The organism is Nonomuraea rosea (genome assembly GCF_039539705.1).
Classification (GTDB): domain Bacteria; phylum Actinomycetota; class Actinomycetes; order Streptosporangiales; family Streptosporangiaceae; genus Nonomuraea; species Nonomuraea rosea.
On sequence record NZ_BAABDQ010000033.1, the window covers coordinates 1 to 24,057 of the forward strand.

General features: G+C 71.8%; 25 protein-coding genes. 9 read left to right on the forward strand and 16 right to left on the reverse strand.

All coding sequences use genetic code 11. The features are described from left to right. Positions 1–173: 173 nt before the first annotated feature. Positions 174–1,472 carry an MFS transporter gene (locus ABEA43_RS47950; protein ID WP_345572776.1) on the reverse strand — a complete coding sequence of 433 codons (1,299 nt, stop codon included), beginning with the start codon at positions 1,470–1,472 and terminating at the stop codon, positions 174–176. Between the two features lie 54 nt (positions 1,473–1,526). Continuing rightward, complete coding sequence (locus ABEA43_RS47955; protein WP_345572777.1) at positions 1,527–1,817, reverse strand: hypothetical protein; 291 nt, start codon at positions 1,815–1,817, stop codon at positions 1,527–1,529. Between the two features lie 148 nt (positions 1,818–1,965). Here ABEA43_RS47955 and ABEA43_RS47960 point away from each other — a divergent pair, with 148 nt between their 5' ends. The 3 genes from ABEA43_RS47960 to ABEA43_RS47970 are packed head-to-tail and all read left to right on the forward strand — an operon-like array spanning position 1,966 to position 3,925. Continuing rightward, complete coding sequence (locus ABEA43_RS47960) at positions 1,966–2,409, forward strand: hypothetical protein (RefSeq protein ID WP_345572778.1); 444 nt, start codon at positions 1,966–1,968, stop codon at positions 2,407–2,409. Then, positions 2,406–2,726 carry a transcriptional regulator gene (locus tag ABEA43_RS47965; RefSeq protein ID WP_345572779.1) on the forward strand — a complete coding sequence of 107 codons (321 nt, stop codon included), beginning with the start codon at positions 2,406–2,408 and terminating at the stop codon, positions 2,724–2,726. Before ABEA43_RS47960 ends, ABEA43_RS47965 begins: the two co-directional genes overlap by 4 nt. Then, positions 2,723–3,925, forward strand: coding sequence for a pyridoxamine 5'-phosphate oxidase family protein (locus ABEA43_RS47970; protein ID WP_345572780.1), 1,203 nt, complete (start codon positions 2,723–2,725; stop codon positions 3,923–3,925). Before ABEA43_RS47965 ends, ABEA43_RS47970 begins: the two co-directional genes overlap by 4 nt. A gap of 164 nt (positions 3,926–4,089) precedes the next feature. Here ABEA43_RS47970 and ABEA43_RS47975 read toward each other — a convergent pair whose 3' ends face one another. Both ABEA43_RS47975 and ABEA43_RS47980 read right to left on the reverse strand, forming a co-directional pair. After that, on the reverse strand, positions 4,090–5,079 hold the full coding sequence (locus ABEA43_RS47975; RefSeq protein WP_345572781.1) for an SDR family NAD(P)-dependent oxidoreductase: 990 nt from the start codon (positions 5,077–5,079) through the stop codon (positions 4,090–4,092). A 34-nt stretch (positions 5,080–5,113) separates the two neighbouring features. Then, a complete protein-coding gene (locus tag ABEA43_RS47980) occupies positions 5,114–6,166 on the reverse strand; it encodes an aldo/keto reductase (protein WP_345572782.1) in 1,053 nt (350 codons plus the stop codon). 128 nt (positions 6,167–6,294) lie between these two features. Here ABEA43_RS47980 and ABEA43_RS47985 point away from each other — a divergent pair, with 128 nt between their 5' ends. Together ABEA43_RS47985 and ABEA43_RS47990 are read left to right on the forward strand one after the other, a co-directional pair. Continuing rightward, positions 6,295–6,951 carry a TetR/AcrR family transcriptional regulator gene (locus tag ABEA43_RS47985; protein WP_345572783.1) on the forward strand — a complete coding sequence of 219 codons (657 nt, stop codon included), beginning with the start codon at positions 6,295–6,297 and terminating at the stop codon, positions 6,949–6,951. A 207-nt stretch (positions 6,952–7,158) separates the two neighbouring features. Further along, on the forward strand, positions 7,159–7,989 hold the full coding sequence (locus ABEA43_RS47990) for a class I SAM-dependent methyltransferase (RefSeq protein ID WP_345572784.1): 831 nt from the start codon (positions 7,159–7,161) through the stop codon (positions 7,987–7,989). Between the two features lie 2 nt (positions 7,990–7,991). Here the strand turns inward: ABEA43_RS47990 and ABEA43_RS47995 are convergent, their stop codons facing one another. The 8 genes from ABEA43_RS47995 to ABEA43_RS48030 form a co-directional block, all read right to left on the reverse strand. After that, positions 7,992–8,402, reverse strand: coding sequence for a VOC family protein (locus ABEA43_RS47995; RefSeq protein WP_345572785.1), 411 nt, complete (start codon positions 8,400–8,402; stop codon positions 7,992–7,994). Between the two features lie 5 nt (positions 8,403–8,407). After that, positions 8,408–8,857, reverse strand: a complete 450-nt coding sequence (locus ABEA43_RS48000; protein ID WP_345572786.1) for a helix-turn-helix transcriptional regulator — start codon at positions 8,855–8,857, stop codon at positions 8,408–8,410. A 55-nt stretch (positions 8,858–8,912) separates the two neighbouring features. Next, entirely contained in the window at positions 8,913–9,329 is a 417-nt protein-coding gene (locus tag ABEA43_RS48005) for a VOC family protein (RefSeq protein WP_345572787.1), read from the reverse strand. A gap of 10 nt (positions 9,330–9,339) precedes the next feature. Beyond that, positions 9,340–9,777, reverse strand: a complete 438-nt coding sequence (locus ABEA43_RS48010) for a helix-turn-helix transcriptional regulator (RefSeq protein ID WP_345572788.1) — start codon at positions 9,775–9,777, stop codon at positions 9,340–9,342. A gap of 32 nt (positions 9,778–9,809) precedes the next feature. Beyond that, the gene (locus tag ABEA43_RS48015) at positions 9,810–10,604 is read right to left on the reverse strand and encodes a VOC family protein (RefSeq protein ID WP_345572789.1); all 795 of its coding nucleotides are present in this window, start codon (positions 10,602–10,604) and stop codon (positions 9,810–9,812) included. Between the two features lie 109 nt (positions 10,605–10,713). Further along, entirely contained in the window at positions 10,714–15,894 is a 5,181-nt protein-coding gene (locus ABEA43_RS48020) for a DNRLRE domain-containing protein (RefSeq protein WP_345572790.1), read from the reverse strand. A 115-nt stretch (positions 15,895–16,009) separates the two neighbouring features. Further along, positions 16,010–16,963 carry a hypothetical protein gene (locus ABEA43_RS48025; protein ID WP_345572791.1) on the reverse strand — a complete coding sequence of 318 codons (954 nt, stop codon included), beginning with the start codon at positions 16,961–16,963 and terminating at the stop codon, positions 16,010–16,012. Between the two features lie 126 nt (positions 16,964–17,089). Continuing rightward, positions 17,090–17,701, reverse strand: coding sequence for a TetR/AcrR family transcriptional regulator (locus tag ABEA43_RS48030; RefSeq protein ID WP_345572792.1), 612 nt, complete (start codon positions 17,699–17,701; stop codon positions 17,090–17,092). 118 nt (positions 17,702–17,819) lie between these two features. Between ABEA43_RS48030 and ABEA43_RS48035 the strand changes: the two genes are divergently transcribed. Next, entirely contained in the window at positions 17,820–18,185 is a 366-nt protein-coding gene (locus ABEA43_RS48035; protein WP_345572793.1) for an ester cyclase, read from the forward strand. A 216-nt stretch (positions 18,186–18,401) separates the two neighbouring features. Here the strand turns inward: ABEA43_RS48035 and ABEA43_RS48040 are convergent, their stop codons facing one another. Next, a complete protein-coding gene (locus ABEA43_RS48040; RefSeq protein ID WP_345572794.1) occupies positions 18,402–18,695 on the reverse strand; it encodes a DUF1905 domain-containing protein in 294 nt (97 codons plus the stop codon). Beyond that, positions 18,688–19,326, reverse strand: coding sequence for a maleylpyruvate isomerase family mycothiol-dependent enzyme (locus tag ABEA43_RS48045; RefSeq protein WP_345572795.1), 639 nt, complete (start codon positions 19,324–19,326; stop codon positions 18,688–18,690). The genes ABEA43_RS48040 and ABEA43_RS48045 overlap by 8 nt, the downstream gene beginning before the upstream one ends. An 84-nt stretch (positions 19,327–19,410) precedes the next feature. Between ABEA43_RS48045 and ABEA43_RS48050 the strand changes: the two genes are divergently transcribed. Next, a complete protein-coding gene (locus ABEA43_RS48050) occupies positions 19,411–20,052 on the forward strand; it encodes a TetR/AcrR family transcriptional regulator (RefSeq protein ID WP_345572796.1) in 642 nt (213 codons plus the stop codon). A 54-nt stretch (positions 20,053–20,106) separates the two neighbouring features. After that, complete coding sequence (locus ABEA43_RS48055) at positions 20,107–20,958, forward strand: class I SAM-dependent methyltransferase (RefSeq protein ID WP_345572797.1); 852 nt, start codon at positions 20,107–20,109, stop codon at positions 20,956–20,958. Here ABEA43_RS48055 and ABEA43_RS48060 read toward each other — a convergent pair. Together ABEA43_RS48060 and ABEA43_RS48065 are read right to left on the reverse strand one after the other, a co-directional pair. After that, on the reverse strand, positions 20,893–21,651 hold the full coding sequence (locus ABEA43_RS48060) for an SDR family NAD(P)-dependent oxidoreductase (protein ID WP_345572798.1): 759 nt from the start codon (positions 21,649–21,651) through the stop codon (positions 20,893–20,895). The two genes, ABEA43_RS48055 and ABEA43_RS48060, sit on opposite strands and share 66 nt — an antisense overlap. A 197-nt stretch (positions 21,652–21,848) precedes the next feature. Next, positions 21,849–22,739: a winged helix-turn-helix transcriptional regulator gene (locus tag ABEA43_RS48065; protein WP_345572799.1), complete on the reverse strand. Its 891-nt coding sequence runs from the start codon at positions 22,737–22,739 to the stop codon at positions 21,849–21,851. A 24-nt stretch (positions 22,740–22,763) separates the two neighbouring features. Between ABEA43_RS48065 and ABEA43_RS48070 the strand changes: the two genes are divergently transcribed. Then, a complete protein-coding gene (locus tag ABEA43_RS48070; RefSeq protein WP_345572800.1) occupies positions 22,764–24,044 on the forward strand; it encodes an MFS transporter in 1,281 nt (426 codons plus the stop codon). The last annotated feature ends 13 nt before the right edge of the window (positions 24,045–24,057 follow it).

A 24,057-nucleotide genomic window follows, 5' to 3' on the forward strand; every position in this document is an offset into this window, starting at 1 on the left:
TCGGCAGCCGATCGCCCTCGCGCAGCACGCCGAGCCGTAGCGCGTGGCGTACCTGCTGGACGAGCTGCAGATACGGCGCGACACCGGACTTGCCGTCCAGATGGAACTCGATCACCGGTTCCTCCATGCATCTAATGTCCTAGGACCTTAGATATTTGCATGTATGGAGCCGGTTAACGAACACCCCGCTTCAGAACGCTCACCGCCGCGATGGGCACCAGCAGCAGGGTGAGGAGGCCCGAGACGACCAGGCCGGTGCCGGTGCCGGTGAGCTGGATGAGCGGGCCGCCGGCCACGAGGCCCAGCGGGGCAGCGAGCGCCGACCCCGTCGTCCAGAGCGTCACGACCGGCTGCTGCTCGCTGGGCCGCAGGCCGGACTGCAGGAAGCTGTACGAGACAGGGGTGAACGGCGCCCAGACCAGGCCGCCCAGCGCGAACACGATCATCGCGGCGGTCAGGTCGTCCACGGCGGCCAGGGCGATCGGGCACAGCGCCCACAGGCCGATGATCGCGACCAGCAGGTGGCGCTGGGGGAGGCCGCGCATCAGGTTGACCAGGGCGGCGCCCGCGATCGCGCCGGCTCCCAGGGCGCCCCAGAGCAGGCCGAGGCCGGACGCGCCGCTGTGCAGGGTGCCCTGGACGTACAGGGGGAGTGCCACCTCGATCGGCATGTAGAGGAAGTTGAAGAAGAACACCACGACCAGCAGCCGGGCGGCCACGGGGCGGCGGCGCAGGATGCGCCACCCGGACTCGTCCTGCCGCGCGTCCGCGGAATCCGTCGGCGCCGCCGTCCCTGCCGTCCTCGCCTCCGCCGTCCCCGTTCCTGTCTCCGCGTGGGCCCCCGTTCGCGGCACCCAGCGCAGTACGCAGGCCAGGAGCAACAGCGCGCCGCACGCGTCGGCGAACAACACGACGCCGGGGCCGCCGGCCGCCACCAGGAGCCCGCCGGCCACGGGCCCCAGCACGTAGAGTGCGACGTTGCCGTTCAGGCCCAGCAGGGCGTTGACGCCGTACCGTTCCGGCTCCTCCGCCATCGAGGTGGCGAGCAGCCGGCGGCTGCCGGCAGCGGCCATCCGGCAGGCCGCGCCCAGCAGCAGCCCGCCGATCAGCAGCGACAGGCTGAGCCTGCCGGTCACGGCGGCCAGGCCCAGGCCCGTGAAGGTCAGCGCCCGCAGCACGCAGTCGGCGATCAGCAGGGTGCGGGGCGGTATCCGCACCCTGCCCAGGCCGATGCCGAGTGCCACGACCGTGGACAGGATGAACGGCGCCGCCTCCACCATCCCGATGGCGATCGCCGGGGGTATGCGCCCGTGGATGCGCAGGGTCTGCACGGGCATGGCCACGATGATCATGCCGGTGCCGATGTTGGCCAGCAGGTCGCCGAGGAGCAGTCCGGCCACGCGCTTGTTGCGCAGCACGTCACGATACGAGCGGTTCGCCGTCGCGGAGGGAACGCCGGTCGACTTGGACACGTGGTGGGACTCCTCACCGGTGGAGTTCGCGAGCAGGGTACCGGTCCGATCGGCTCAGTGCTCGTCGACGACCCGGCCGTTCTGGGCGGTGGCGTCCTTGGTGAGGGCCATGGCCGGCGGCGCCTCCGCGAAGGTGCTGATGGCGGCCAGCGCGGCGGCCAGCTGCTCGGCGCGCTCCCAGTACCAGGTGTCGGTGTACGTGCCGTCGTCGAGCCGGATCAGCGCGACGCGGGTGAGCCCGGGATGTCCCTTCCTGATGGCCGTGACCAGGGACCTGCGGCGGGCCAGGAACTCCTCCAGGTCGGCGTCGGCGACGGAGTAGCGGTGCGAGCGGACGGCGGTCATGTCGGCGTCTCCTTCTCTCGGTTCGTGTGACATCAGGGTGGCCGCCGGGATCAATACATTCGCTATGCGTGGACGATGTGGCGGTGGCGAGGCCTGACCTGGGGTCGCGCATTGACTTTCCAAGTTGGAATGTGATTGACTTTCCATTATGGAAAGTAATGGTGCCGAGAGTCTTTCCGTCATCGCGGAAGCCCGTGCGGCCGTCGCCGACCGCCTGATCACTCCGTGGTGGTATCACCCGACCTACGGGCTGCTGCTCGCCGGTTGCGTGCTCGCGTGCGGGTTCGGCGGCACCGCGGTCAAGGTCGGGGGCGTCGTGCTGCTCCTCGTCGGCAGCGGTGCGCTCACTCGCGTCTATCGCAGCCTGACCGGGGTCTGGGTGTCCGGCTTCGAAGCCGGGCCCGCCGGGCGGTGGCTCGCCGCGATGGGCGGGTTGACGGTCTTGTCCGTCGTCGCGGCTCTCGGCCTCGGGACCCTGACCGGCCTGCGGTGGCCGGTGTGGTGCCTGGCTGTGGCAGGGTTCGCCGCCACGATCGTCCTCGGCCGGCGGTTCGTCACCGCGGTGCGGGCCCATCTGCGGGCGGGCGCATGAGCGAGCGGTTCGACGAGGTGGTGCACGCGCCGAACCGGTTGCGGATCTGCGCGGTGCTCGCCGCCTCGTCCAGCGCGGAGTTCGCGGTGCTGCGGGACGTTCTCGGCGTGGCCGACTCCGTGCTGAGCAAGCATCTGAAGGTGCTGCAGGATGCCGGTTACCTCACGATCTCCAAGCCGACCGGCCGGGGCCGGGTGCGGACCTGGGTGAGCCTCACCGCCGAGGGACGGCGCGCCTATGCCGGGCACGTCCAGGCGCTCAAGGCGCTTTTCGACGCTCCGGGCGTACCGGCCGGCTCACCGGACGCGGCCGGATGAACCTGATCACGACCGTGGCGCAGCTCGAAGCGATCATCGGCCGCCCGCCGGCGCTGGTGAGGATGAAGGAGCTCCCGGAGCTGGACGAGGCCTGCCGGCGCATGCTCGCCCTCGCACCGCTCGCGGGCTTCGGCTACCGCGACGGCGACGGGCGGCCCCGGACGACTGTGGTCGGCGGGAGGCCCGGCTTCGCCGAGGTCGAATCGCCGGCGCGGATCGCCTTCGACTCCGATGCGGAGGCGTCGGGCGCGGTCTCCTTCGTCTTCCTGCTGCCCGGCGTCGGCGAGACCCTCCGGGTGAACGGCTCGGTCGCCGGGCGATCCCCCGGCCGGATCGTCGTCGCCGTCAGCCAGGCGTACGTCCACTGTGCCCGCGCGATCCTCCGATCCCGGCTGTGGTCCCCGATCGTTCCGCCCACGTCCGCCGCAGGACCGCCGACTCCCACCGCCGACGATGACGGGCTGTTGTCCGGCGCCGCCGTCGCCGACGGGTGGCTGTCTGGCGCCGCCGTCGCCGACGGGTCGCTGTCTGGCGCCGTTGTCCCCGGTGGCCCGTTGTCCAGTGCGGGCGTCCTCGGCTTCCTGCGGGCCACGCCGTTCTTCGTCGTGTCCTCCTGGGACCGCGACGGCGGCGGCGACACGAGCCCGCGCGGTGACACGCCCGGCTTCGTCCGGGTGATCGACGGGCACACGCTGGCCATCCCGGACCGGCGCGGCAACAAGCGCGCGGACACCTCCCACAACCTGCTCGCCGACGACGGGTTCGCCGCGGCGATGCTCGTTCCCGGCCGTACCGACGTGCTGCACGTGAGCGGCACCGCCGTCGTCACGGACGACGCGACGCTGCTGGCGGACATGGCGCTGGGCAGCGCCGTCCCGCAGACCGCCCTCATCGTCACCGTGGAACGGGCCGAAGTCCGGCCGAACCAGGCCGTCGCCGCCGCGAACGTCTGGGACCACGCCAACCGCGCCGACGCGGCCACGCGCTCCGAGCTGATGGCGGCGACGACCCGGCAACTCGGCGTGCAGAAGCCGGCGCTGCGCTGGCTGGCCAGGTCGCTGGCCGTGTTCGCCCGGCCGATCCGGCGGATCATGGACGCCGCCTACCGCCGTGCGCTCAAGAAGGAGGGCTACGACGCCGCGCCCGACACCCCCCGGGCGGCCGGTACGGGCGACCGACCTGATCCGGGAGACGCCTGATCCAGTCACGTGGGATCCGGGAGGCGTCTGACGCGGTCACGCGGGATCCGGGAGGCGCCTGACGCGGTCACGTGAGGTCCGGGAGGCGCCTGACCCGGTCGTCGGCGCCTTCGGCCGCATGGCCGCCGCGGTGGGCGCCGCCGCCTACTGCGTGGCGCAGGACGTCACGCCTTGATCAACTCTTCGCTCAGCTCCCAGAGCCGCTGGGCGGACCGCGGGTCGATGGAGTGCGACGTGATGTCGGCCGGGACCTCCGCGTCGGGGCCGACGGGGAAGGGCTTCGGCTCGTCGTCCAGCGGTGAGATGTCGTTGTCCTTGAGGTAGACACCGCCGATCCCGGCGAGGAGCGGGCTGGCCGCCGCGAACACGATGGTGCCCGCCCCCTGCTGCGGGCTCTTCTTCCCGCGACCGGGGTCGATGATCGGCCGGCCGGACTCGTCGATCAGCCCCATGGCCCGCAACTGCTCCTCGCCCGCCGTGCTGTTCAGGGCCGTGCCGGCGACGATGCCCGGATGCACGGCGTAGCCGCGGATCCCGTCGTCGGCCCAGCGGCGGTCCAGCTCGACGGCGAACAGCACGTTGGCGGTCTTGGACTGGGCGTAGGCGGCCTGACCGTCGTACCCGGTGGTGAAGTGCGGGTCGTCCCAGCGGATGCCGGAGAACCGCTGGGCACCGGACGACACGTTGACGACCCGGGCGCCGTGGGCGGCGCGCAGCGCGGGCAGCAGGCCCAGGGTCAGCTGGAAGTGGCCGAGATGATTGGTGGCGAACTGCGCCTCATAGCCGCGCGCGTCCCGGATCGGCCCGCCGGAGCCGGCGAGGGCGGCGTTGTTGACCAGGATGTGCAGCGGACGGCCGGAATCGAGGTAACGGGCCGCGAAGGCGTCGATCGACGCGGGGTCGAGCAGGTCCAGCCGGCTGACCTCGACGCGCTCGATCCCGGCCAGCGCGACCGCGGCGCGGTCCGGGTCGCGCGAGCCCACGGTGACGGAGGCGCCGGCGTCGCTGAGCGCCCGGGTGGTCGCCAGGCCGAGCCCGGCGTGGCCGCCGGTGACGATGACGTTCGTGCCGGTCAGGTCGATGCCCGCGAGGACGTCGGCGGCCGTGGACGCGGCGGTGAACCCGGTCCCGATGGGGTGCTGCTTGTGGGTCATGAAGATCAGTCCTTCCGAGCTGGGCGTGCGGCGGTCAGGCGGCGGCGCGTTCGCCGGCGGGCCGGCGGCGCAGGTGCGCGTGCACGATGGCGGGCGGGTTGTAGGCCATGTCGAGCGTGCCGATGTCGGTGCCGGGCGGCACGATCTCGTCGATCCGGTCGAGGATCTCGTCGGTGAGCGTGACGCCGAGGCCGCCCAGGAGGTCGTCGAGGTGCTCCATGGTGCGCGGCCCGATGATCGCGGACGTGACACCGGGGTGGGCGATCGCGAAGGCCAGGGCCAGGTGGGTCAGCGGGATCCCGGCGTCCTGGGCGAGCGGGATGAGCTGTTCGACGGCGTCCAGGCGGCGCTCGTCGCTCAGGTGCCGGAAGCCGAACCGGGAGCGGTGCGTGGCGTTCTCCTGGTTCTTGCGGTAGCGGCCGGTGAGCAGGCCGCCCGCGAGCGGGCTCCAGACCAGGGCGCCCATGCCGTACTCCTGGACCGCGGGCAGGACCTCGCGCTCGATGCCGCGGTTGAGGATCGAGTACGGAGGCTGCTCGGTGCGCAGCCGGGTCAGGCCACGCCGCTCGGCGACCCAGTGGGAGCGGACGATGTCCGAGGCGGGCAGGGAGGAGGTGCCGACGGCCCGGACCTTGCCTGCGCGGACCAGGTCGGTGAGCGCCGAGAGGGTCTCCTCGATGTCGGTGTCGGGGTCGGGCTGGTGGATCTGGAACAGGTCGATGTAATCGGTGCCCAGGCGGTGCAGCGAGTCGTCCAGGGCGCGGATCAGCCAGCGGCGTGAGGCGCCCGACCGGTTGGGGACGACGGGGGTGGCGCCTCTGGGGTCGAAGTCCACGGGGAACCGGGCCTTGGTGGCGAGCACGACGTCGTCGCGGCGCCCCTTGAGCGCCTTGCCCACGATCTCCTCGGACTCGCCGCTGGAGTACATGTCGGCGGTGTCGATGAAGTTGATCCCCGCGTCCAGGGCCCTGTGAATGATCTTGATCGAGTCGTCGTGGTCGGGGTTGCCGACGGCTCCGAACATCATGGCGCCGAGCGCGTACGGGCTGACCTTGATGCCGGTCCGGCCGAGGGTGCGGTACTGCATGCGGTTTCTCCTGAAGAGTGTGGTCGAGGTGTGGCAGGTGTTCTTGGATGCCGTATCCTGGACCGAAGTGGAACGTCTTTCCGGAACTATACGGAAAGGCTTTCCGGTTATGCAAATGGAGGAGGGTCGTGACGGAGAACACGGCGCCGGCCGGCTCGATAGGTCAGGGCGTGGGCCAGGGCGTGGGTCAGGATGCACTCGGACGCGCGCCGCGCAGGCTGCGCGCCGACGCGCAACGCAACGTCGACTCCCTGCTGGAGGCGGCGAAGGCCGTCTTCGCCACGTCGGGCGTGGACGCGCCCGCGAAGGAGATCGCGGACCTGGCCGGCGTCGGCGTCGGGACCCTGTACCGGCACTTCCCGCAGCGCTCGGACCTGGTCAAGGCCGTGTTCCAGCGCGAGGTGGACGCCTGCGCCGACGCGGCCCCGGCGCTGAGCGCGGCGCACGAGCCGGGGGAGGCGCTCGCGAGGTGGCTGCACCGCTACACCGAGTTCCTGGCGACCAAACGGGGGCTCGCCACGGCCCTGCACTCGGGCGATCCGGCGTTCGACGCCCTGCCCGGCTACTTCATGCAGCGGCTCGGACCCACCCTCGGGTCGCTGCTCGACGCCGCGGCGGCCAACGACGAGATCCGGGCCGACTTCAGCCCCAGAGACCTCCTGTACGCCGTCGCCCACCTGTGCATGCCCGTGGCCGAAGAGGGAGTCACGTACAGCAAGCGCATGGTCGCGCTCCTCGTCGACGGGCTGCGCTACGGAGCCGATCCGAGCCGCCCGCGCTCCTGAGCTCGGGCGAGGCTACTTCCCGCGAGGTAGGCGGGCGATTTCTCCTCCCGGTGTCGTAGCGGCCGGAGTCTCCCCTGGCAGGACGCCCGGCGGCCCGCGACCGGCGATCATTGCGGACACGCGAGCCGTCGCCGGGCGCTCACATCGCGATAAGCGCCGCAGGGTCCGCGAGATAATAAGCCTTACCTAACTCATCTAGGGGTGGGTATGACCGAAGACAAGATCGACGGAACGACTCTCGACGGCGTGGCGGCCACCTGCCTGTGGACGCTGCGCAACCGCGCGGAGGAGTCGATGCACCCCGGCTCCGCGTTCCACGACCCGCTGGCGGAGCGCCTCTACCGCAGGATCGACTACGACTACGAACAGTTCGGCAAGCCCAGCCAGACCCATCCGCTGCGCGCCCTCGCCCTGGACATCGCCATCCGCGCCTACCTGGACCGGCATCCCGCCGCCACCGTGGTCGCACTCGGCGAGGGCCTGCAGACCACCTACTGGCGGCTGGGACAGCCCGGCGTCGACTGGCTGTCGGTGGATCTGCCACCCGTCATCGGCCTGCGCGGACGCGTGCTCCCTGAAGAGCCGCGGATGACCGCGATCCCGGCCTCGGCGCTGGACCGCACGTGGATGGACGCCGTCGATCCGGCGCGTGGCGTGTTCATCTCGGCCGAGGGCCTGTTCATGTACCTCGAACGCGACCAGGTGATGTCCTTGATCGCCGACTGCGCCGCGCGCTTCCCCGGCGGCCGGCTGTTCTTCGACTCGATCCCCGCCCCGTTCCGGAACCGGACGATGAAGGGCTACCGCACGTCCGACCGCTACACCGTGCCGCCCATGCCGTTCAGCCTGTCGGTGTCCGAGGCCGCCCGCCTGCCCGCGCAGATCCCCGCCGTGGCCACCGCCGAAGACCTGCAGCCGCCGCCCGGCCGCAAGGCCTGGGGGTCGAGAACGCTCAGGAAGATCTCGGTCCTGCCCGGCCCGCGCGATCTGCGCCCGTCGATCACCCTGCTGAGCTTCGCCGCCCGCCGGGAACAGTAGGCTCAGCGCAGCTGCTGGATGCGGATCATGTTGCCCGCCGGGTCGCGGAAGGCGCAGTCGCGCACCCCGTACGGCTGCTCGGTCGGCTCCTGGACGACGTCGGCGTCGCCGGCCTGCAGCCGCTCGAACGTGCCGTCGAGGTCGGCGGTGGCCAGGAGGATGCCGGCATAGGTGCCCTTGGCCATCATCTCGGTGATGATGCGGCGCTCGTCCTCGGTGATGCCGGGGACGGCGGCCGGCGGCTCCAGGACGATCGACATGCCCGGTTGGTCGGCGGGCCCGACCGTGATCCAGCGCATCCCGTCGTAACCCACGTCGTCGCGGACCTCGAAACCCAGGACGTCGCGGTAGAAGGCCAGGGAGGCCTCCGGGTCGCTGTGCGGGAGGAAGGTCGCGTGAATGGTGATGGTCATGCCGATCAGGCTAATTGCGGCTCGGTGACCGGCGCTTCTCGATTCCTGACCGGCCTGGTCACCTGCTTCGCCACGCACGACGGCATCCCCGCCGTGGTGCGCGCCGCCCGGCGCCGGTAGACGCTCGGCGGCACGCCGACCAGCTCGGTGAAGCGGGTGCTGAAGGTGCCGAGCGACGAGCAGCCGACCGCGAAACAGACCTCGGTGACGCTGAGGTCGCCACGACGCAGCAGCGCCATCGCGCGCTCGATGCGCCGCGTCATCAGATAGGAGTAGGGGGACTCGCCATAGGCGAGCCGGAATTCGCGGCTGAGGTGCCCGGCCGACATGTTCACGCCCCGGGCGAGCGCCTCGACGTCCAGCGGTTGCGCGTACTCCCGGTCCATCCGGTCGCGGACACGGCGCAGCCGCGCGAGGTCGCGCAAGCGTTGCACCGCGGCGGGTCTGCTGGTCACCTGCGCGATCGTGCCACGTCGCACCGGAGTTGCCAAGCGCCCCCCTTTCTCCGCTCTACGACGACGCCTTGGGCGCCTGCTGGAGCCGGATCATGTTGCCCGAGGGGTCACGGAACGCGCCGTCGCGCGGCCCCCAGGGCTGATCGATGGGCTCCTGCAGCACCTCGGCGCCGGCCGCCCTGACCCGCTCGAAGGTCGCGTCGAGGTCGTCGGTGCTGAAGATGGTCATCGGCAGGACACCCTTGATGAGCAGCTCCTGCAGGGCGTCGCCGTCGGCCTGCGAACGGCCGGCGTGCGGCTCCGAGAGCACGAGCTCGACACCCGGCTGCGTCGCGCTGCCGAGGGTGACCCAGCGGAACCCGCCGGAGGCGACGTCATTGCGTACCTCGAAGCCGAGCCCGTCACGGTAGAAGGCGAGCGACTCGTCCACGTCGTTGACGGTGATGTGGCAATACTGGAGTGCGATGGTCATGCCGCCCACGTTATGCGGCGGCGTGGCCCTCTTCGCGGACCTTGCCCGGCACGTTTCTCGTCGGCCGCGTGCGCACCTTCGCCACGCACGTGGGCATCGCCGCCACCGCCTGATGGTCGCGGCCGCGGTACGCGCTCGGCGTCTCACCCACGACCTCGGTGAACCGCGAGCTGAACGAGCCGAGCGAGGTGCAGCCGACCGTCATGCACGCGTCGGTCACGCTCATGCCCCCGCGCAGCAGCGCCATCGCCCGCTCGATCCGGCGGGTCATGAGATAGCTGTAGGGGGTCTCGCCATAGGCTGCCCGGAATCGCCGCGAGAAGTGCGACGGCGACATGAGCGCGTGGCGGGCCATCGTCGGCACGTCGAGCGGCTTGGCGAAATCCCGGTCGATCAGGTCCCGCGCCCGGCGCAGGCGCGCGAGATCGGCGAGGTCCTCCCTGGTCATGGAAAAACGCTATCACCGCGCCGCCGGTGTCCTCACGCGGAGACCACCTTCCACAGGAAACCGTCCGGGTCGGTGAAGTGCCCGGAATAGCCCTGCTCCGTCTCACCGGCCGCGACGGCGACACGGCCGCCCGCGGAGACCGCCGCCGCCACGAGGGCGTCCACCTCCGCGCGGGACCCGGTCTCGCACGTGAGGACCATCGCGCGGAAGCCGGTGCCGGCCTCGCCGACGCCCGCGTCCTTCGCGAGGACCTGGCGGGGCAGGAGACCCAGCCGGCACGTGCCAGGGGCCAGGCGGAAGTCGACGTACTTGCTGCCGTAGTCCCTGTCGACGATCATGCCCAAGGCCGTGTAGAAGACCTTGGACACGTTCGGCTCGGCGACGCCGAGGAAGAGCGCGGTCTCGGTCGGCAGCGGGGGCTCTCCCGCGGGACCGGTGTCCTTCCTGATGGGCGCCGCCAGCTTCCAGATGGCGCCGTCCGGCGCCTGGTAAACCGCGGAGAAGCCGGCGAACAGCGACTTCTTCGCCGGCTTGAGGACCCTCGCGCCGTTCTGGAAGGCGGCGTTCAGTACGGTTTCCACCTCCCTGGGCTGGCTGACGATGAAGGACAGGACGTAGCCGCGGAAACCCGAGGTCGCGGGCTCCGCCTGCGCGTCCGCGGCCAGCGCCTCGATCCCGTGCAGAGCGACCTGTCCGGCACCGTGCAGGTCGAGGCGCACGTGCCGGCCGTGGTCCGCGGCGGTGGGGGAGAACGCGGCCTTGTAGAAGATGTGCGCGGCCTGCACCTCCGGCACGCCGAGCGTGACTACGTCGAGCGAGAGCGTCATGGTCGTCTCCTCAGGGGCCGTCGGACGGTGATGTCCATGACGATCACGCTAGGTGCGGCCAGGTGACCGGCGCTTCTCGATTCCTGACGAGCCGGTCACCGCGAAGCTGTCAGTACGGCCGCTGCAGGAAGCGGCCCAGCGACGGATCGTACAGACGCCCCGCCACCAGGACGGTCCCGTCCAGCGTGGCCGGGTTGAGCGCGCCTCCCCGCCAGCCGTAACGGCGCGGCTGGGAGGCCACCCCGAACTCGTCGTAGCCGATCACGGTCGCCAGGCCGTCGTCGAGCGCCAGCTCGGTGCCGACGTGCCCGTCGACGGTGAGCAGCTGGAGGCGTACCGCCCCGGTCGCGCCCGTGAGTGCGGCCAGGTCGCCGCCGGGGCCGGCCACGTGCCGGACGACCGCGCCGCTCGCCACCGCCCAGGACGGCCGGTCGCCGTCGGAGCCGTAGTGGTGCACGGTGACCGCGCCCGCCTCCGTGGTCTCCGACCTGATCCGGCCCGCCGGGTCGCGCGTCCACGTCAGGGTGCTCCCGCCGGAGGTCTGCTTGGCGGGCAGGCCGTCGGCGAAGTAGCCGACGCTCCGCCCGCCGGGCAGCGAGGTGGTGCGGCCCGCCGGGTCGTGGCCGTAGCCGTCGCCGGTCAGCCGGCCGTCGGCGGCGTAGGCGTACGCCGTGATGCTCGCGGCGGAGTCGTCGGCCACCGGGCAGTCCTCGTCCGACGCCTGTACGGCCAGCCGGACCCGGTTGCCCGCGCCGTCGTGGTCGTAGCGGCGCAGCGTGCACATCGGGAACGCCATCTCCAGCGCCGAGGTGAGCTGGCCCGCCTTGTCGTAGCCGGACTGCCGCTCGATCATGGCGTCCGTACGCATGCGCAGCAGCTCCTGCCCGTGGACGTTCCGGCCGATCTGATCGATCATCACCGGCCCCTCGAGGCCGTCCCGCGTGTAGATCTGGGCGTAGATCTGCCCGCGCTCGTCGTACGGCGACTGCACGTGCAGCCCGCCCGGCAGGCCGCCCTCGATCTGGCGGCCCTCGGCGTCGTACCGGGCGGTGAACGTGCCCGCCACCGAGTCGGTGACCGACGTGAGCAGGCCGCGCGGCTCGGCCGTGTGGTCGTAGGCGTAGACGCGGGTGGACGGGGCCGAGTCGATGACCTTGGCCGGGCGGCCGAGGTCGTCGTACTCGGTGCGGGTGGCGCCGCCGTCCGCGTCGGTGTGGGAGACGGCCCGGCCCAGCCGGTCGTAGGCCGTCACGATCTTCTCCGTGCCGCGCCACCGCTCGGCGGGCCGGCCGGACGCCGGGCTGTAGCCGATGGAGATCGCCGCCTCGCCGCCGGCCTGGATCGTGACGGGCCGGTCGGCCTGGTCGCGCCCGATCGTGGTGACCGTGCCGCCCTCGGTCACCGTGCGCGGCAGGCCCGAGGCCGTGTAGGTGTAGGTCCGCCCGCCGTCCTGGCAGACCAGGCCGGCCCACTCGGCGTGCCCGCCGCAGGGTGCGGCGCCGGTCGCCGTGTAGAGCGCGGGGGCGGCCGTCTCGGCGGTGACCGCCAGGCCGCCCGGGTCGCGGACCGTCCTGAGCCGCCGTCCCGTGGCCCAGTCGTAGGCCATGGCAGTGGTCCTGACGTCCACGTCCGGCTTCGACTCACGCCCGACGATCACCGCGCCGGCCCTGGTCGTGGTCGGCAGGTCGCGCGCCGCCGCGGCGGCAGGCCGGCCCTCGTCGTACGTGCTGACGGTGCGGATCCTGGCGCCGATGGCGTACCCGGCGGGCAGGTCGTCCACGTCGGACTCCAGGTTCACGATGTGGACCGGGCCCAGCTCCTCCACCTTGCGGCGGCCGGTCGCGTCATAGGCCGAGAGGGTGGACAGCAGCTCGGCGCGTTCGTCCGGGCCGTAGCCGGTGATGGCCAGCTCGACGAGCCGGTAGTCGGTCTCGGGCCGCTGCGACAGCTCCCTGTTCGCGGCGGTGAGCACGCGCACCGGGTGGCCGTGCCGGTCGTAGCCGGTGGCGGACAGGTGCCCGCCCGGGGTCAGCACGTTGACCGGCCGGCCCGATTCGTCGAGGTAGGTGACGGTGGGGCGGTTCGTGGAGCCCGGCGGGTGGATCGCGGTGGCGGTCACGGGCGCTGCGGTCTGGCCCCAGGCGGCCACGTGCCGGAGCGTCACGTCCGCCGGGCCGCCGCCCGCCGTGGTGAGCGGCACGCCGTACCCGATCACGGTCTTCGCCTCGCCCGCGACCTGGTCGGCGGTGCCGGGCTTGAGCGTGGCGCGGGCGACGGAGCGCAGGCGGCCGTCGGTCTCGTACGCGAAGGTCCACGGCAGCTCGCCGGGCGGGGTCAGCGTGGCCAGGCGGCCGGCCGCGTCGTACCCGTAGAGCGTTTTCAGCGGCGGGCTGAGCCGCGGGTCCCACGCCTCGGCGAGCCGGCCCGCGCCGTCGTAGCCGTACTGGGTGATCACCGCGCCCTTCAGCGAGACGGTGGCCAGGCGGCCGGCGGCGTCGTAGCCGAGCTGGAGGGTGTGCCCGGAGCGGGTGAGCGACATGAGCCGGTCGCCGGCCTGCTCGTAGGCGTGGCCCTCGGGGACGTACACCTGCCCCTGCTTGGTGAAGGCGGTGACCTCGCCGCGGGCGTCGGTCAGCGTGTACGCGCCGGTGAGGGTCAGGTCCTCGGCCCCGGGCTCCGGCCGCCAGCCGTCCCTGGTCCTGGTGAACTGCACCAGCGTGCCATCGGCCCTGGTCAGCTCGACGGAGGTGGCCGTGGTCTCCTTGAGCTGGGTCAGGACCGGCGACCACGCCGTGCCGGGGTCGCGCGAGGAGGCCGCGCGGGTGAGCGTCAGGCCGAAGGGGCCGCCCGCCGTGGTCCGGAGGAGGTAGTCGCCGGTGAGCAGGTTCAGCACGCCGGGGCCGACCTCGCCGGTGGCGGCCCGGGTGGCGCGGCGGTCCACGACGACCTCGGCCGTACGGGACTCCACCGGATCGCCGGACGCGCCCGAGACGAGCGCCCGCACCTGGACGGCGGCGTCGCCGAGCTGCGTCCCGGCGTCCCAGACCAGGCCGGACACCCCGTTGGGGGCCGCCACGGGCCAGGCGGTCAGCGGCTTGCCGTCGGCGCCCGTGACGTTGGCCACCGGCAGGTCCGCCCAGGCGTCGGTATCGGACCGGCGGTACTGGAAGCTGACCTGGGTGAAGCCCGTCCCCGTCACCGCGAGCGGCACCTTGCCGATGCTGCGCAGGCCGTCCGAGGGCGCGGCGAGCGAGGCCACGGCCGCGCCGGAGCCCACGTTGAAGGTGTGGGCCGTGACCGGCGAGGCGTTGCCCGCCTTGTCGATGGTGTGCACGCTGAGCGTGTGCGCGCCGGTCGTGGCCGGGGTCAGCGTGGCGGTGACGGCCGCGCCGGTGGTCAGCACCTTCGTGGTGGCGGCGCCGTCGAGCTTGTACGCGATCCACCCGGTGTCGGTGCTCGCCGGGGTGAGGGTGAACGTGCCCGCCTTGCCCGCGTCACCGTGCCAGCCGCCGTCGTCCGGATAGAGGGCCGAGGTCACCTTGGGCGCGGGCGGCTTGGCCGTGTCCACGGAGAACGCCTTCGTCTGGTACGCCTTCGAGGTCAGCGAGCCGTCGTCGGCCCACGACCGGATCGTGTACGTCTTGCCGTTCGCCAGCTTGCCGGCGGGCACGTTCGCGCCGGAGAAGCCGTTGCTGGCCACGTACCCGCCGTAGAGGTTGTCGATCAGCAGCGTCGTGCCCGCGTACACGTCGAACAGGCCGCGCACGTTGCCGCCGTCGGGGTCGCGCACGTGATCGCGCAGTTGCGGGGTGAGCGAGCTGGTCCAGTGGGTGCCGTCGTAGTCGCTGAACGGCGAGACCCAGGTCGAGACCGGGGTGCTCGGGTAGGAGTTGTACGTGAGTGAGACGACCGGCACGTGCGACGAGGCGTTGCCCGAGTTGAACCGCTTCCAGGCGTACTCGTCGGTCTCGCTGGTGGCCCGCAGGCCCATGCCGGACTCCTTGTAGGCCATGTCCGCCCAGTGCTGCGCCAGCGAGGTGACGTTGGCGGTGACCCAGCCGTCGGCGCAGCCGGTGCCGTACCCCTTCGTCTGGCTGGAGGAGGCGTACTCCTTGACCATGGCAGGGCCGGGCCAGCGCGACGCCGTGGAGGACTTGTTGGCCGACCACACCTCCCACGAGCGGGCGCCGCACGACCACGAGTGGTGGTTCCAGAGCTTGAGCGTGGCCGAGAGGATCTTCTTGCCTGCGATGCCGGGCGTCTTCCACGTGATGAACGACCGGGCCACCTGGCCGCTGCCGTTGTCGCCGATCTTGAGCTCGGTGGCGCCCGACTGGTCGGTGCCGTAGCCCTCCTGCACGAACGTGTCGAAGACCTGGCCCAGGTTGAGCGACGGGTCCACGGTGACGGGGTACGTCGTGGCCGGGTCGTTCAGGAAGGCCGGGTCCGGGGTGAGGACGAGGTCGCGGCCGGAGACCTTCATGGCCACGGGGACGCGGCGCAGGTGCTCGCCGGAGACCGGATGCGTGGAGGCGTCCCACATGACCGGCGCGGGGATGGTGACGGCGGTCCTGCCCGAGGCGTCGACCAGCGCCACGCCGCCGTCCGCCGACCGGCGCGGTTCGAGGCCCGGGGCCTTCAGGCCCAGCGTGTACGTCAGCGGCGCGGCCGGGCGAGACCTGAGCGACAGGAACTGCTCGGCGCCCGTCCTGGTGGCGGTGACGACCAGGTCGGCGCCCGGCATGACGTCCGGGTACGTGGCCGTCTCCCCGGACAGGCGCGGCACGGGCAGCGCGCCCTTCCACTGCAGGGTCACCTTGGTGGCGCCCGCGCCGATCGTGATCAGGTCGGAGGCTCCCGCCGCGCCGGCGGTCCGCGCCGCGCCCGTGCGTCCGCCGCCGAGCCGGAGCGCCCGGCCGTGGCCCTTGGTCACGATCTCGCCCGACGCCGCCCTGGTGAGCGAGATGTCCACCGGGGCCCACGCGCCGTCGCGGCGGAACCTCACGGGACCGGCGAACGAGTCGGCCGTGAGCGTGCCGTCCGGATTGGCGTAGGTGGTGGTGGTCTCGGTGCGGGCGTCCGCGACCTCGACCCGGCGGCCGGTCAGGCGGGCCGACAGCCGGGCGGAGGGCTCGTCGGGCGCGCTCGGCTCGGCCGCGAGGGCGGCGGGGGCGCTCGGATCGTCGCCCGGCTTCTGGATGGGGACGGCCGCGGCCGATGAGGGCGCCGCCAGGGGGAGAAGCAGGAGGGCGAGGCCACCGGCGAGGGCCCGTGACAGGAGGGCAGGCATGGGTGCTCCGGGAGGGAGTGCGCGTAAGCGGACGGGGCGCGCGTAAGGGGAGGGAGGGCGCGCGTAAGGGGACGCCCCCGCCGGACCCGGGCGGGGGCGTCAGGACGGTGCGGGCCTACTTGCTCTGGCAGCTCTTCTTGCGGACCTCGTACCAGACGATGCCCGGCGCCTGGAACCGGACGGCGAAGCACTGGTTCTTGTTGGCGGCTTCACGGACCTTGTAGATGGCCGACGCGCCACCCGCCGTGTAGGCGATCTTGCAGATCAGCTTGGCCTTGCCCTTGAGCTTGTCGCAGGCGCCCTTCATCGCCTCGATGGCGCCGGCGACGCCGGCGACGAACCAGGCGCCATAGATCTTCTTGGTGAGCTTCTTCGAGAAGATGAGCCGGCACATGGCCTTCCACCACTCGCACTGCAGCTTGAGCGCGGGGTCGGCGACCACGGGGTACGCGGCGCCCACGTGGCTGACCGTCTGGACGAGCGTCATGCCCTCCACCCGGTACGAGGTCGGGACGGCGTTACCGGCGGCGTCCTTGGCCCAGGGCAGGTCGATCTCGGCGAGATAGAAGTCGTTGTTGTAGATCAGGACGGTGCCGTCGTCCTCCTCGACCTCCAGCATGCTGCCCTCGGGGGCGGAGATCGGGAACCGGTACTCGGTCGGCGCCGAGGCGTCCTTGATGATGGTCATCGCCCGGGCGATCTGGCCGGTGCGCTGGTGCGCGAAGGCGACACTGGGCGACTTCGCGGCGTAGGTGACCAGGCCGGGCAGCGGCTGGTTGCCGGTGCCCGCCGCCTCCGGCATGCCGATGCCGATGTCGCTCTCGCCGACGGTCGCGACCAGGGTGCGGTCGGGGTCCGTCGCGACGGCGAAGGGCCGCTGGACGTCGCCGTCGGGAATCTCGGTCGGCGGGGTGGTCCTGGCCTCCTCGACGATCTCGGGAACCACTTGGGTGAGGGCTGCCAGGGCGGGGTCCACGTCCGCGAAGGCCGGGGTGCCGGCCACGTTCGCGGAGCTGAGAACCAGGCCCGTCGCTAAGGCGACGATGAATGCCCGAGCGGAAATGCGCATTGATGTCCTTCCACGTGCGGTGGGGGGCATTGCACAAACGTCGTAAACGTAAAGATCACCAGCGTCCAACCGGGTGATCTTGGATGGATGATCCGTAAACGTTTGCCGTCTACCCCGCGGGGGCGGTCAGGACGTGGTGCGGGGGCGCAGCCCGTCGAGGATGAGCCGGGCGATGCGCGCCGAGCGTTCGGGGCTGCTTTCGGCATTGGCGTGGCGGATCGCGGCGAAAGCGCCGGCGACGAGTGCCATCACCTCGTCGGCGGTGAGGTCGGGGCGCACGACGCCCACCGCGTGCGCGCGGCCGAGCAGGTCCGCGACCCGGCTGGTGAGGTCGGCCGCGACGTCCGGGGCGGCGGTGCGCACGTCGAACTCGGCGGCCAGGAGCGCGCTCTTGACGGCCGCGTTCTCGGCGCCGCTGGACATCATCCGGGACAGCAGCGTGAACAGGGCCGCGGGATCGCCGGTGGCGGCGAGCGCTTCGCCCTCCGCCGCCAGCTGCTTCAGCTGATCGATCGAGACGGCGAGATACAGGGCTTCCTTGCTGGGGAAGTGCCGGTGGACGGTGCCGGGGCCGACGCCCGCGCGGCGGGCGATCTCGTCCAGCGAAACGCCGAGACCCTCCGCCGCGAACAACCGCTGCGCGGTGCGGAGAACCTGCTCACGATTGCGGCGCGCGTCGGCTCGCAGCTCGCGGTCACTCCCGGGAGCTGCCGGCGGCTTCGGCGATCGGCTGGCCATCGTGTTCCTAGCATAACCGGGGCGGCGCACCGTATACTCCGGAAAGGTAACCGGGGCGGCGCACCGCTTAGAGGCTCGCGCCGCTCGCCGATCCACCGGCCTTGAGGAGATCACGCCCATGACCACACGCGAGGACGCACGGGCCCTGGTGCAGCGGATGCAGGAGTGCTTCAACACCCGGCAGTTCGACCAGGCCGCCGATCTGTTCACCCCCGCCTACTTCAGTCACCCGCTCGGCACCACCGGGTTCGAGGCGGGCAAGGACGTCTGGCGCCAGGTCACCACGCAGTTCCCCGACATGCGCGTCGTCGCGGAGGACATCCTGGTCGACGGCGACCGAGTCGCCATCCGCTCGACCGTCGAGGGGATCGCGGCCCCGGGCGGCGATGCGCGGCCGACGCTGATCGAGATCTTCCGCATCGACGACGGCCGCCTCGCGGAGATGTGGGGGATCACCGAGGGCCCCGACCCCCGTCTCGGCTGACCTCGGCCCGTGATCGTTTAATATCTCGGGAGTGGCGGACATACCTGAAGATCTCGCACTGCCCACGGCCCTGGCCGAGGTGGCCCGGGCCGGCACGACCGGCCCGGCCGCCGCCGTGACCCCGCCGCGATCGTGGCCGCCGCACGAGCCGAGTTCCCGCACTTTTCCGACCTCATCGACGCGATGTGCCGCTGAACGCGCGGCCGGGAGGCCCGCTCAGGAGAACCGGTGCGTCAGGTGCACCGTCACCTCGTCGCCGAGGTCCTTGCCGATGGCCTTCCTGAAGGGTGCGCGAAGCGGCAGCATGTGCGTTCCTCCGCCGATCGGCAGCAGGGTCGCCGCATAGGCGTGCCCGTCCACGGTGCCCGCCACCTTGACGGCCTTGCCGGTGCCGAAGACGTCCGCGGAGCCGGGCAGCCGTACGCATGGCCAGCCGCTGTTGGCATCGGGAACGATCGAGGCGGTGAACGTGGCATCGAGGTCGCGCGACGTTCTCCGGGTGTCAACCATGGTGAAGCCCTCCATCTCGGGTCAGTGCCGGGGCGCCGGGCCCCGTGAGCTCATCTGCGTGAACGGGCCGCCCGGACACGGCCAGCAGCAGCGCCAGAGCGGTGCCGCGCACCTCGGGACCTTCGCCGGTGTCGGAACCGGCGTCGGTCACGATCAGGCGCAGCCCGCGTGCGCGCTCCTTGCCGCCGCCGAACGCCACGGCGGTGCCGAGCTGGAAACGCAGCGCGGTGGCGACGTGCGCGGCCGGATAGTCCCGGCTGAGGCCGAGCGGCCGCCGGATGTCCTCTCCGTGGACGAACGCCTCGACCAGCCGGCTGGCCTCGGCCACCGGCGCGCTGGTGGTCCGGTGGCTCGCGGCGCGGAACGAGGCGAGCGTGAGCAGCGGGTCGCCGGCCCGCTCCCGCGTGACTCCCGCGTTGTTGTAGCGGTCGAAGTCGAAGCGGGCGGCGGCGAGGCGGAGCAGGAAGCTCAGGCGGGTGGTCTTGGCGTCATCGGTGAGATGGGCCATGACGTCGTGAACGTCCCACCCCGCACACAGCGACGGTGTGGCCCACCGCTCGGCGGGAAGGGCCTCCAGGTCTCGGATCAGCGCCGCGCGTTCGGCGTGGACCACGTCCCAAATCTCGCTCACGTTCATCCTTTCCTCTAACTGAACTGAACAGTACAGGACAGTTGATCCTGTACTCAAGAGTTCAGTTAGAGGTAATATGCGGATGTGGGCAGAGACAGCGCCAGGTCGCCGGCGCCGACGGGCAAGCGCGCCGAACGCAACCGGCAGGCCATCGTTGCCGCCGCGCGCGAGACGTTCATCCGCGAGGGATACGACGCCGGCATGGACCTGATCGCCGCGGCGGCGGGCGTGTCCAAGGTGACCGTGTACAACCACTTCGGCAGCAAGGAAGAGCTGTTCACCGAGGTCGTCGGCCAGGCGATGGGGGAGGCGCACACGACGATGGCGGAGGTCCGTACCAGCCTCGCCGGCACCGGGGACATCCGCGAGGCCCTGCTCCACACCGCCCGCGCCCTGACGGTCGCGGCCACCGATCCGTCCAGGATGGCGCTGCGCAACCTCGTCACCGGCGAGCTGCGCCGCTTTCCGCAGCTCGGCCAGGCCTATCAGGAGCACGGCCCGGCCCACTCCGCCGTCGCGCTGGGCGAGCTGTTCGGCGATCTGTGCGCGCGCGGCCAGCTGGCGATCGCCGACATCGAGCTGGCCGTCCTGCAGTTCTTCAGCCTGACCATCTACCCTCATCTGATCGTCGGCTCGATCGGCGCCGGCCTGCCCCGGGATCTCGCCGACCGCCTCCTCACCGACGGTGTCGACCTGTTCCTGGAGCGGTACCGGCCGCGCCGCTGAGGGCGTTAAGCCTTTGCCCGCGATCTCCGCCCTCCGGCATGATCGAGTATGGCGATGACGAAAGAGCTGCTCGCGTACTACGAGCAGGACAGAGAGCACGACCGCCTTCGCGAAGGCCGCGGCCGGCTGGAGTTCTGGCGGACACAGGATGTCCTGCGCCGGCTGCTTCCTCCTGCGCCGGCACGTGTTCTGGACGTGGGCGGCGGCCCGGGCGTGCACGCCGAATGGCTGGCCGCCGACGGCTATGACGTCGAGTTGCTGGATCCGATCCCGCTCCATGTGGCGCGGGCCGCCGAGCTGACCGGGGTGACGGCGCGGCCCGGCGACGCCCGGCACCTGCCGGCGCCCGACGAGAGCGCGGACGTGGTCCTGCTGCTGGGCCCGCTCTACCACCTGCCCGACCGGGCCGAACGGGTGCTGGCTCTCACGGAGGCGCAACGGGTGGTGCGGCCCGGCGGTCTGGTGGCGGCGGCGACGATCAACCGCCACGCGGCCGTACTCGACACCGTACACCTGGGCCATTACCTGCACGAACACCTACGGCAGGCCGCCCACGCGGCCGCCGCGAACGGCATCATGCTGTCGCCTGTCCGGGGCTTCAGCGCTTACCTGCACGACCCGGACGAGGTCCCGGGCGAATTCGCCGACGCCGGGTTCCCCGTCGTCGAACGCTACGGGCTGGAGGGAGCCTTCTGGCTGTACGGCGACGTCAACGACTGGCTTGACGACCCGGAACGCCGGGCACTCCTGCTGGACGCCCAGCGCTCCATGGAATCGGTGCCGTCGCTGCTCGGGGTCAGCGGGCACCTGCTCACCATCACCCACCGCGCGGTGCTGCCCTCAGACCAGCACCGCGCCACCGGCGATGTCGATGATGACGCCGGTGATCCAGCTCGAATCGTCTGATGCGAGGAACAACGCGGCCCGGGCGACGTCCTCAGGGGTGCCGAGCCGCCGCAGCGGGTGCGCCTCGGCGAGCGAGCGCTGGACGTCGGCCGGTATCCACCGCTGGTTCGTCTCGGTGAGGACCGTCTCGGGGGCGAGGCAGTTGGCACGGATCCCGAACGGCCCCACCTGGGCGGCCAGATCCTGCGTGAAGACCTGCACGCCCGCCTTGGCCGCGGCGTAGGCGACGATCGTCCGTTCGCTCGGCTTGCGCCCGGCCGCGGAGGACAGCGTGATGATGTTGCCGGTACGGCGCCGCTTCATGTCGGGCAGGAACGTCTTCACGGTCAGGAACGTGCCGGTCAGGTTCCGGTCGACGTCGGCCCGCCAGCTCTCCTCCGTGATGTCCTCGATGGGGGTGGGCCGGCTGTCCGAGCTGCCGGCGTTGGCGACCAGCACGTCGACCTGGCCGTAGCGTTCGAGGATCTGCTCGCGGATCAGGGCGAGGTCGGCGGCCACGGTCACGTCGCCCCGCACGCTGGTGGCCTCGCCGCCGAGCCCGGCGATGCGCGCCTCGACCGCGGCGAGCGCGGCTTCGTCCCTGCCGTGCACCGCGACGCGGGCGCCGGCCTGCGCGAACGCGATCGCGATCGCCGCGCCGATCCCTCGTGAGCTGCCGGTGACCAGGGCCACCCGATCCTTGAGAGCGTTCATCAGCCGTCATTCCTCTCAGCGCCAGAAGACCGCGACCGCCGCGTTGAGCAGAGCGACGCCCACCCAGTGGATGTACCGCGGCGGCAGCCGAAGGAACTCCACACCGGCCTCCGCGTCTCAAAGCGATCGAGCGGCCAGAGCTTCGCATGCCACGGCTTCATCCCGGCTTCATCCCGGCTTCATCCCGGATCCCGCGATCAGCTGTGTTCGCGCTGCCGGCCGCGGAGGAGGGTGAGCATCTCATCCACCGACCCGGCCGGATCGCTGATGGGGAACTGCACCGCCCGGATGGTCGCGCCGGGATCGACCAGCAGGGAGAGGCGCTTGAAGCGGTCGACGCCGGCCGCCCGGAACGTCGGGAGCAGCAGCCCGGCCGCGAGCTTGCTGTCCTGGTCGGACAGGAGAGGGTAGGGCAGTCGCGCATGCGCGGCGAACGCGGCCAGCTGGTCGGGCCGCTGGGTGCTGACCCCACGGATCGAGGCGCCGGCCGCCTCGAAGTCGGCGTGCCGTGCGGCGTAGGTCAAGGATTCGAGGGTGCAGCCCGTGGCGCCCGGGATGTCGGCCCAGCCGGGCGGGTAGTCCTGGGCGCCAGGGGCGAAGGCGCCGGGGAAGAAGTAGAGGACGGTCCATGCGCCTCCCGGCGCGCCGGGCGCGACAGGCTCGCCGTCGTGCCGCCGCAGCACGACGTCCGGCACTCTCTTGCCGGCCAGATCGTGCACCCGGCGGGTCTCGGCGGATCCGTCCTCGCTGGTCGCGGTCATCGACCCATCGCCCATCACATGCCTGGTGCCCCAATCCTGCAGCGCGATGAGCGCCGGCAGCAGGCCCTCGCCCTTGGCGGTCAGCAGGTAGTCGTAGCGCGGCGGGCGATCGGAGTAGGGGCGCTTCTCCAGCACGCCGTGCGCGACCAGGCTCGCGAGGCGTTCGGTGAGGGCCCGGCGGCTGACGCCGAGCTCACGCTGAAGGCCGTCGAAGCGGGTGGTGCCGCCGGCGATGTCACGCACCACCAGGAACGTCCACCAGTCGCCGATCACTCCGAGCGCTTGCGCGATGCCGCAGTCGGCTTGGGGGAGATCGGTGCGCTTCACGTCTTCAGTATAGTGCGTTCCAATATGGAACTAACCACGAGAGGTGGCAGGATGGCGTTCGGCGGCACGCATGGTGCGAGTGTCTTCTGGCGGTGGTGGACGGCAGGCGCCACCAGCGCGCTCGGCTCGGCGGTGGGCGCGGTGGCGCTCCCGCTGACGGCGTTGACGGTGTTGGACGCCTCCGCGTTCGAGATGGGCCTGATCGTCGCCGCCAGCTACGTCGCCTGGATCGTGATCGGCCTGCCCGCCGGGGTGATGGTGCAGCGGCTCCCCATGCGAAGGGTTCAGATCGGCGCCGACCTGGCCCGCGCGGCGGCGATCGTCTCCATCCCGGTGGCCTGGTGGTCGGACGGCCTGACGGTCGCCCAGCTGGTGATCGTGGCCCTGGTGATCAGCTTCGCGAACGTCATCTTCGACGTCGCCAACGCGACCTTCCTGCCGTCGATCGTGAGCAGCGACCACCTGCAGTCCCGTAACAGCCTGACCTCCGGCACCCACGCCACCACCGAGCTCGGCGGTCCGTCCGTCGGCGGTCTCGTCGTCCAGGTGCTCGGGGCGGTCCCCACCCTCCTGGTCGACGCCGCGAGCTATCTCGTCTCGGCCCTGCTGCTGCGAACCCTGCCGGAACGCCGCGCCGAGGCCCCCGACCGCTGGCCGCCGATGCGGGCGATGATCGGCGAGGGCTGGCGGTTCGTCGTACGTCACCCGGTGATGGGCCCCTGCATGTGGACCGCCACCGCGGCGAACCTGGTGTGCGGGGCACAGCACACGCTCTACGCGCTGTACCTCGTGCGCGAGCTCCACGCCGAACCAGGCCTCGTCGGGCTTCTGCTGGCGGCGGACGGTGCCGGCACGCTGATCGGCGCGGCTCTGACGAACCGGATCACGGCCAGGCTCGGCACCGCCCGCGCACTGATCGCCGCCGGATTCGTCGCGGTCGCGGGGGCGCTCGTGGTGCCCTTGGGCACCGGCTGGCCGGCCTTCGCCGCCTTCGCCACCGGCAGCGCGGTCTTCGCCGCCGGCGTGGCGGTGCTCAGCGTGGTGACCCGCACCTACCGGCAGATCGCCAGCCCGCCCGAGCTGCTGTCCAGGGTGATGGCGACGGTCCGCTTCGTCTCCTGGGGCGCGATCCCGCTGGGCGGGCTGATCGCCGGAACGATCGCCGGGCTCCTCAGCGGACGGGCCGCCCTGGCCGTCTTCGTGGTCGCCGCCGCCGGCATGCCGCTGATCCTGCTGACCTCGCGCGTCCGCCACCTGCGCGACCTCACCGACCACCAGCAGAGCGGCGAACCGGCGGCCGCTTGAGCCGCACGCCTCA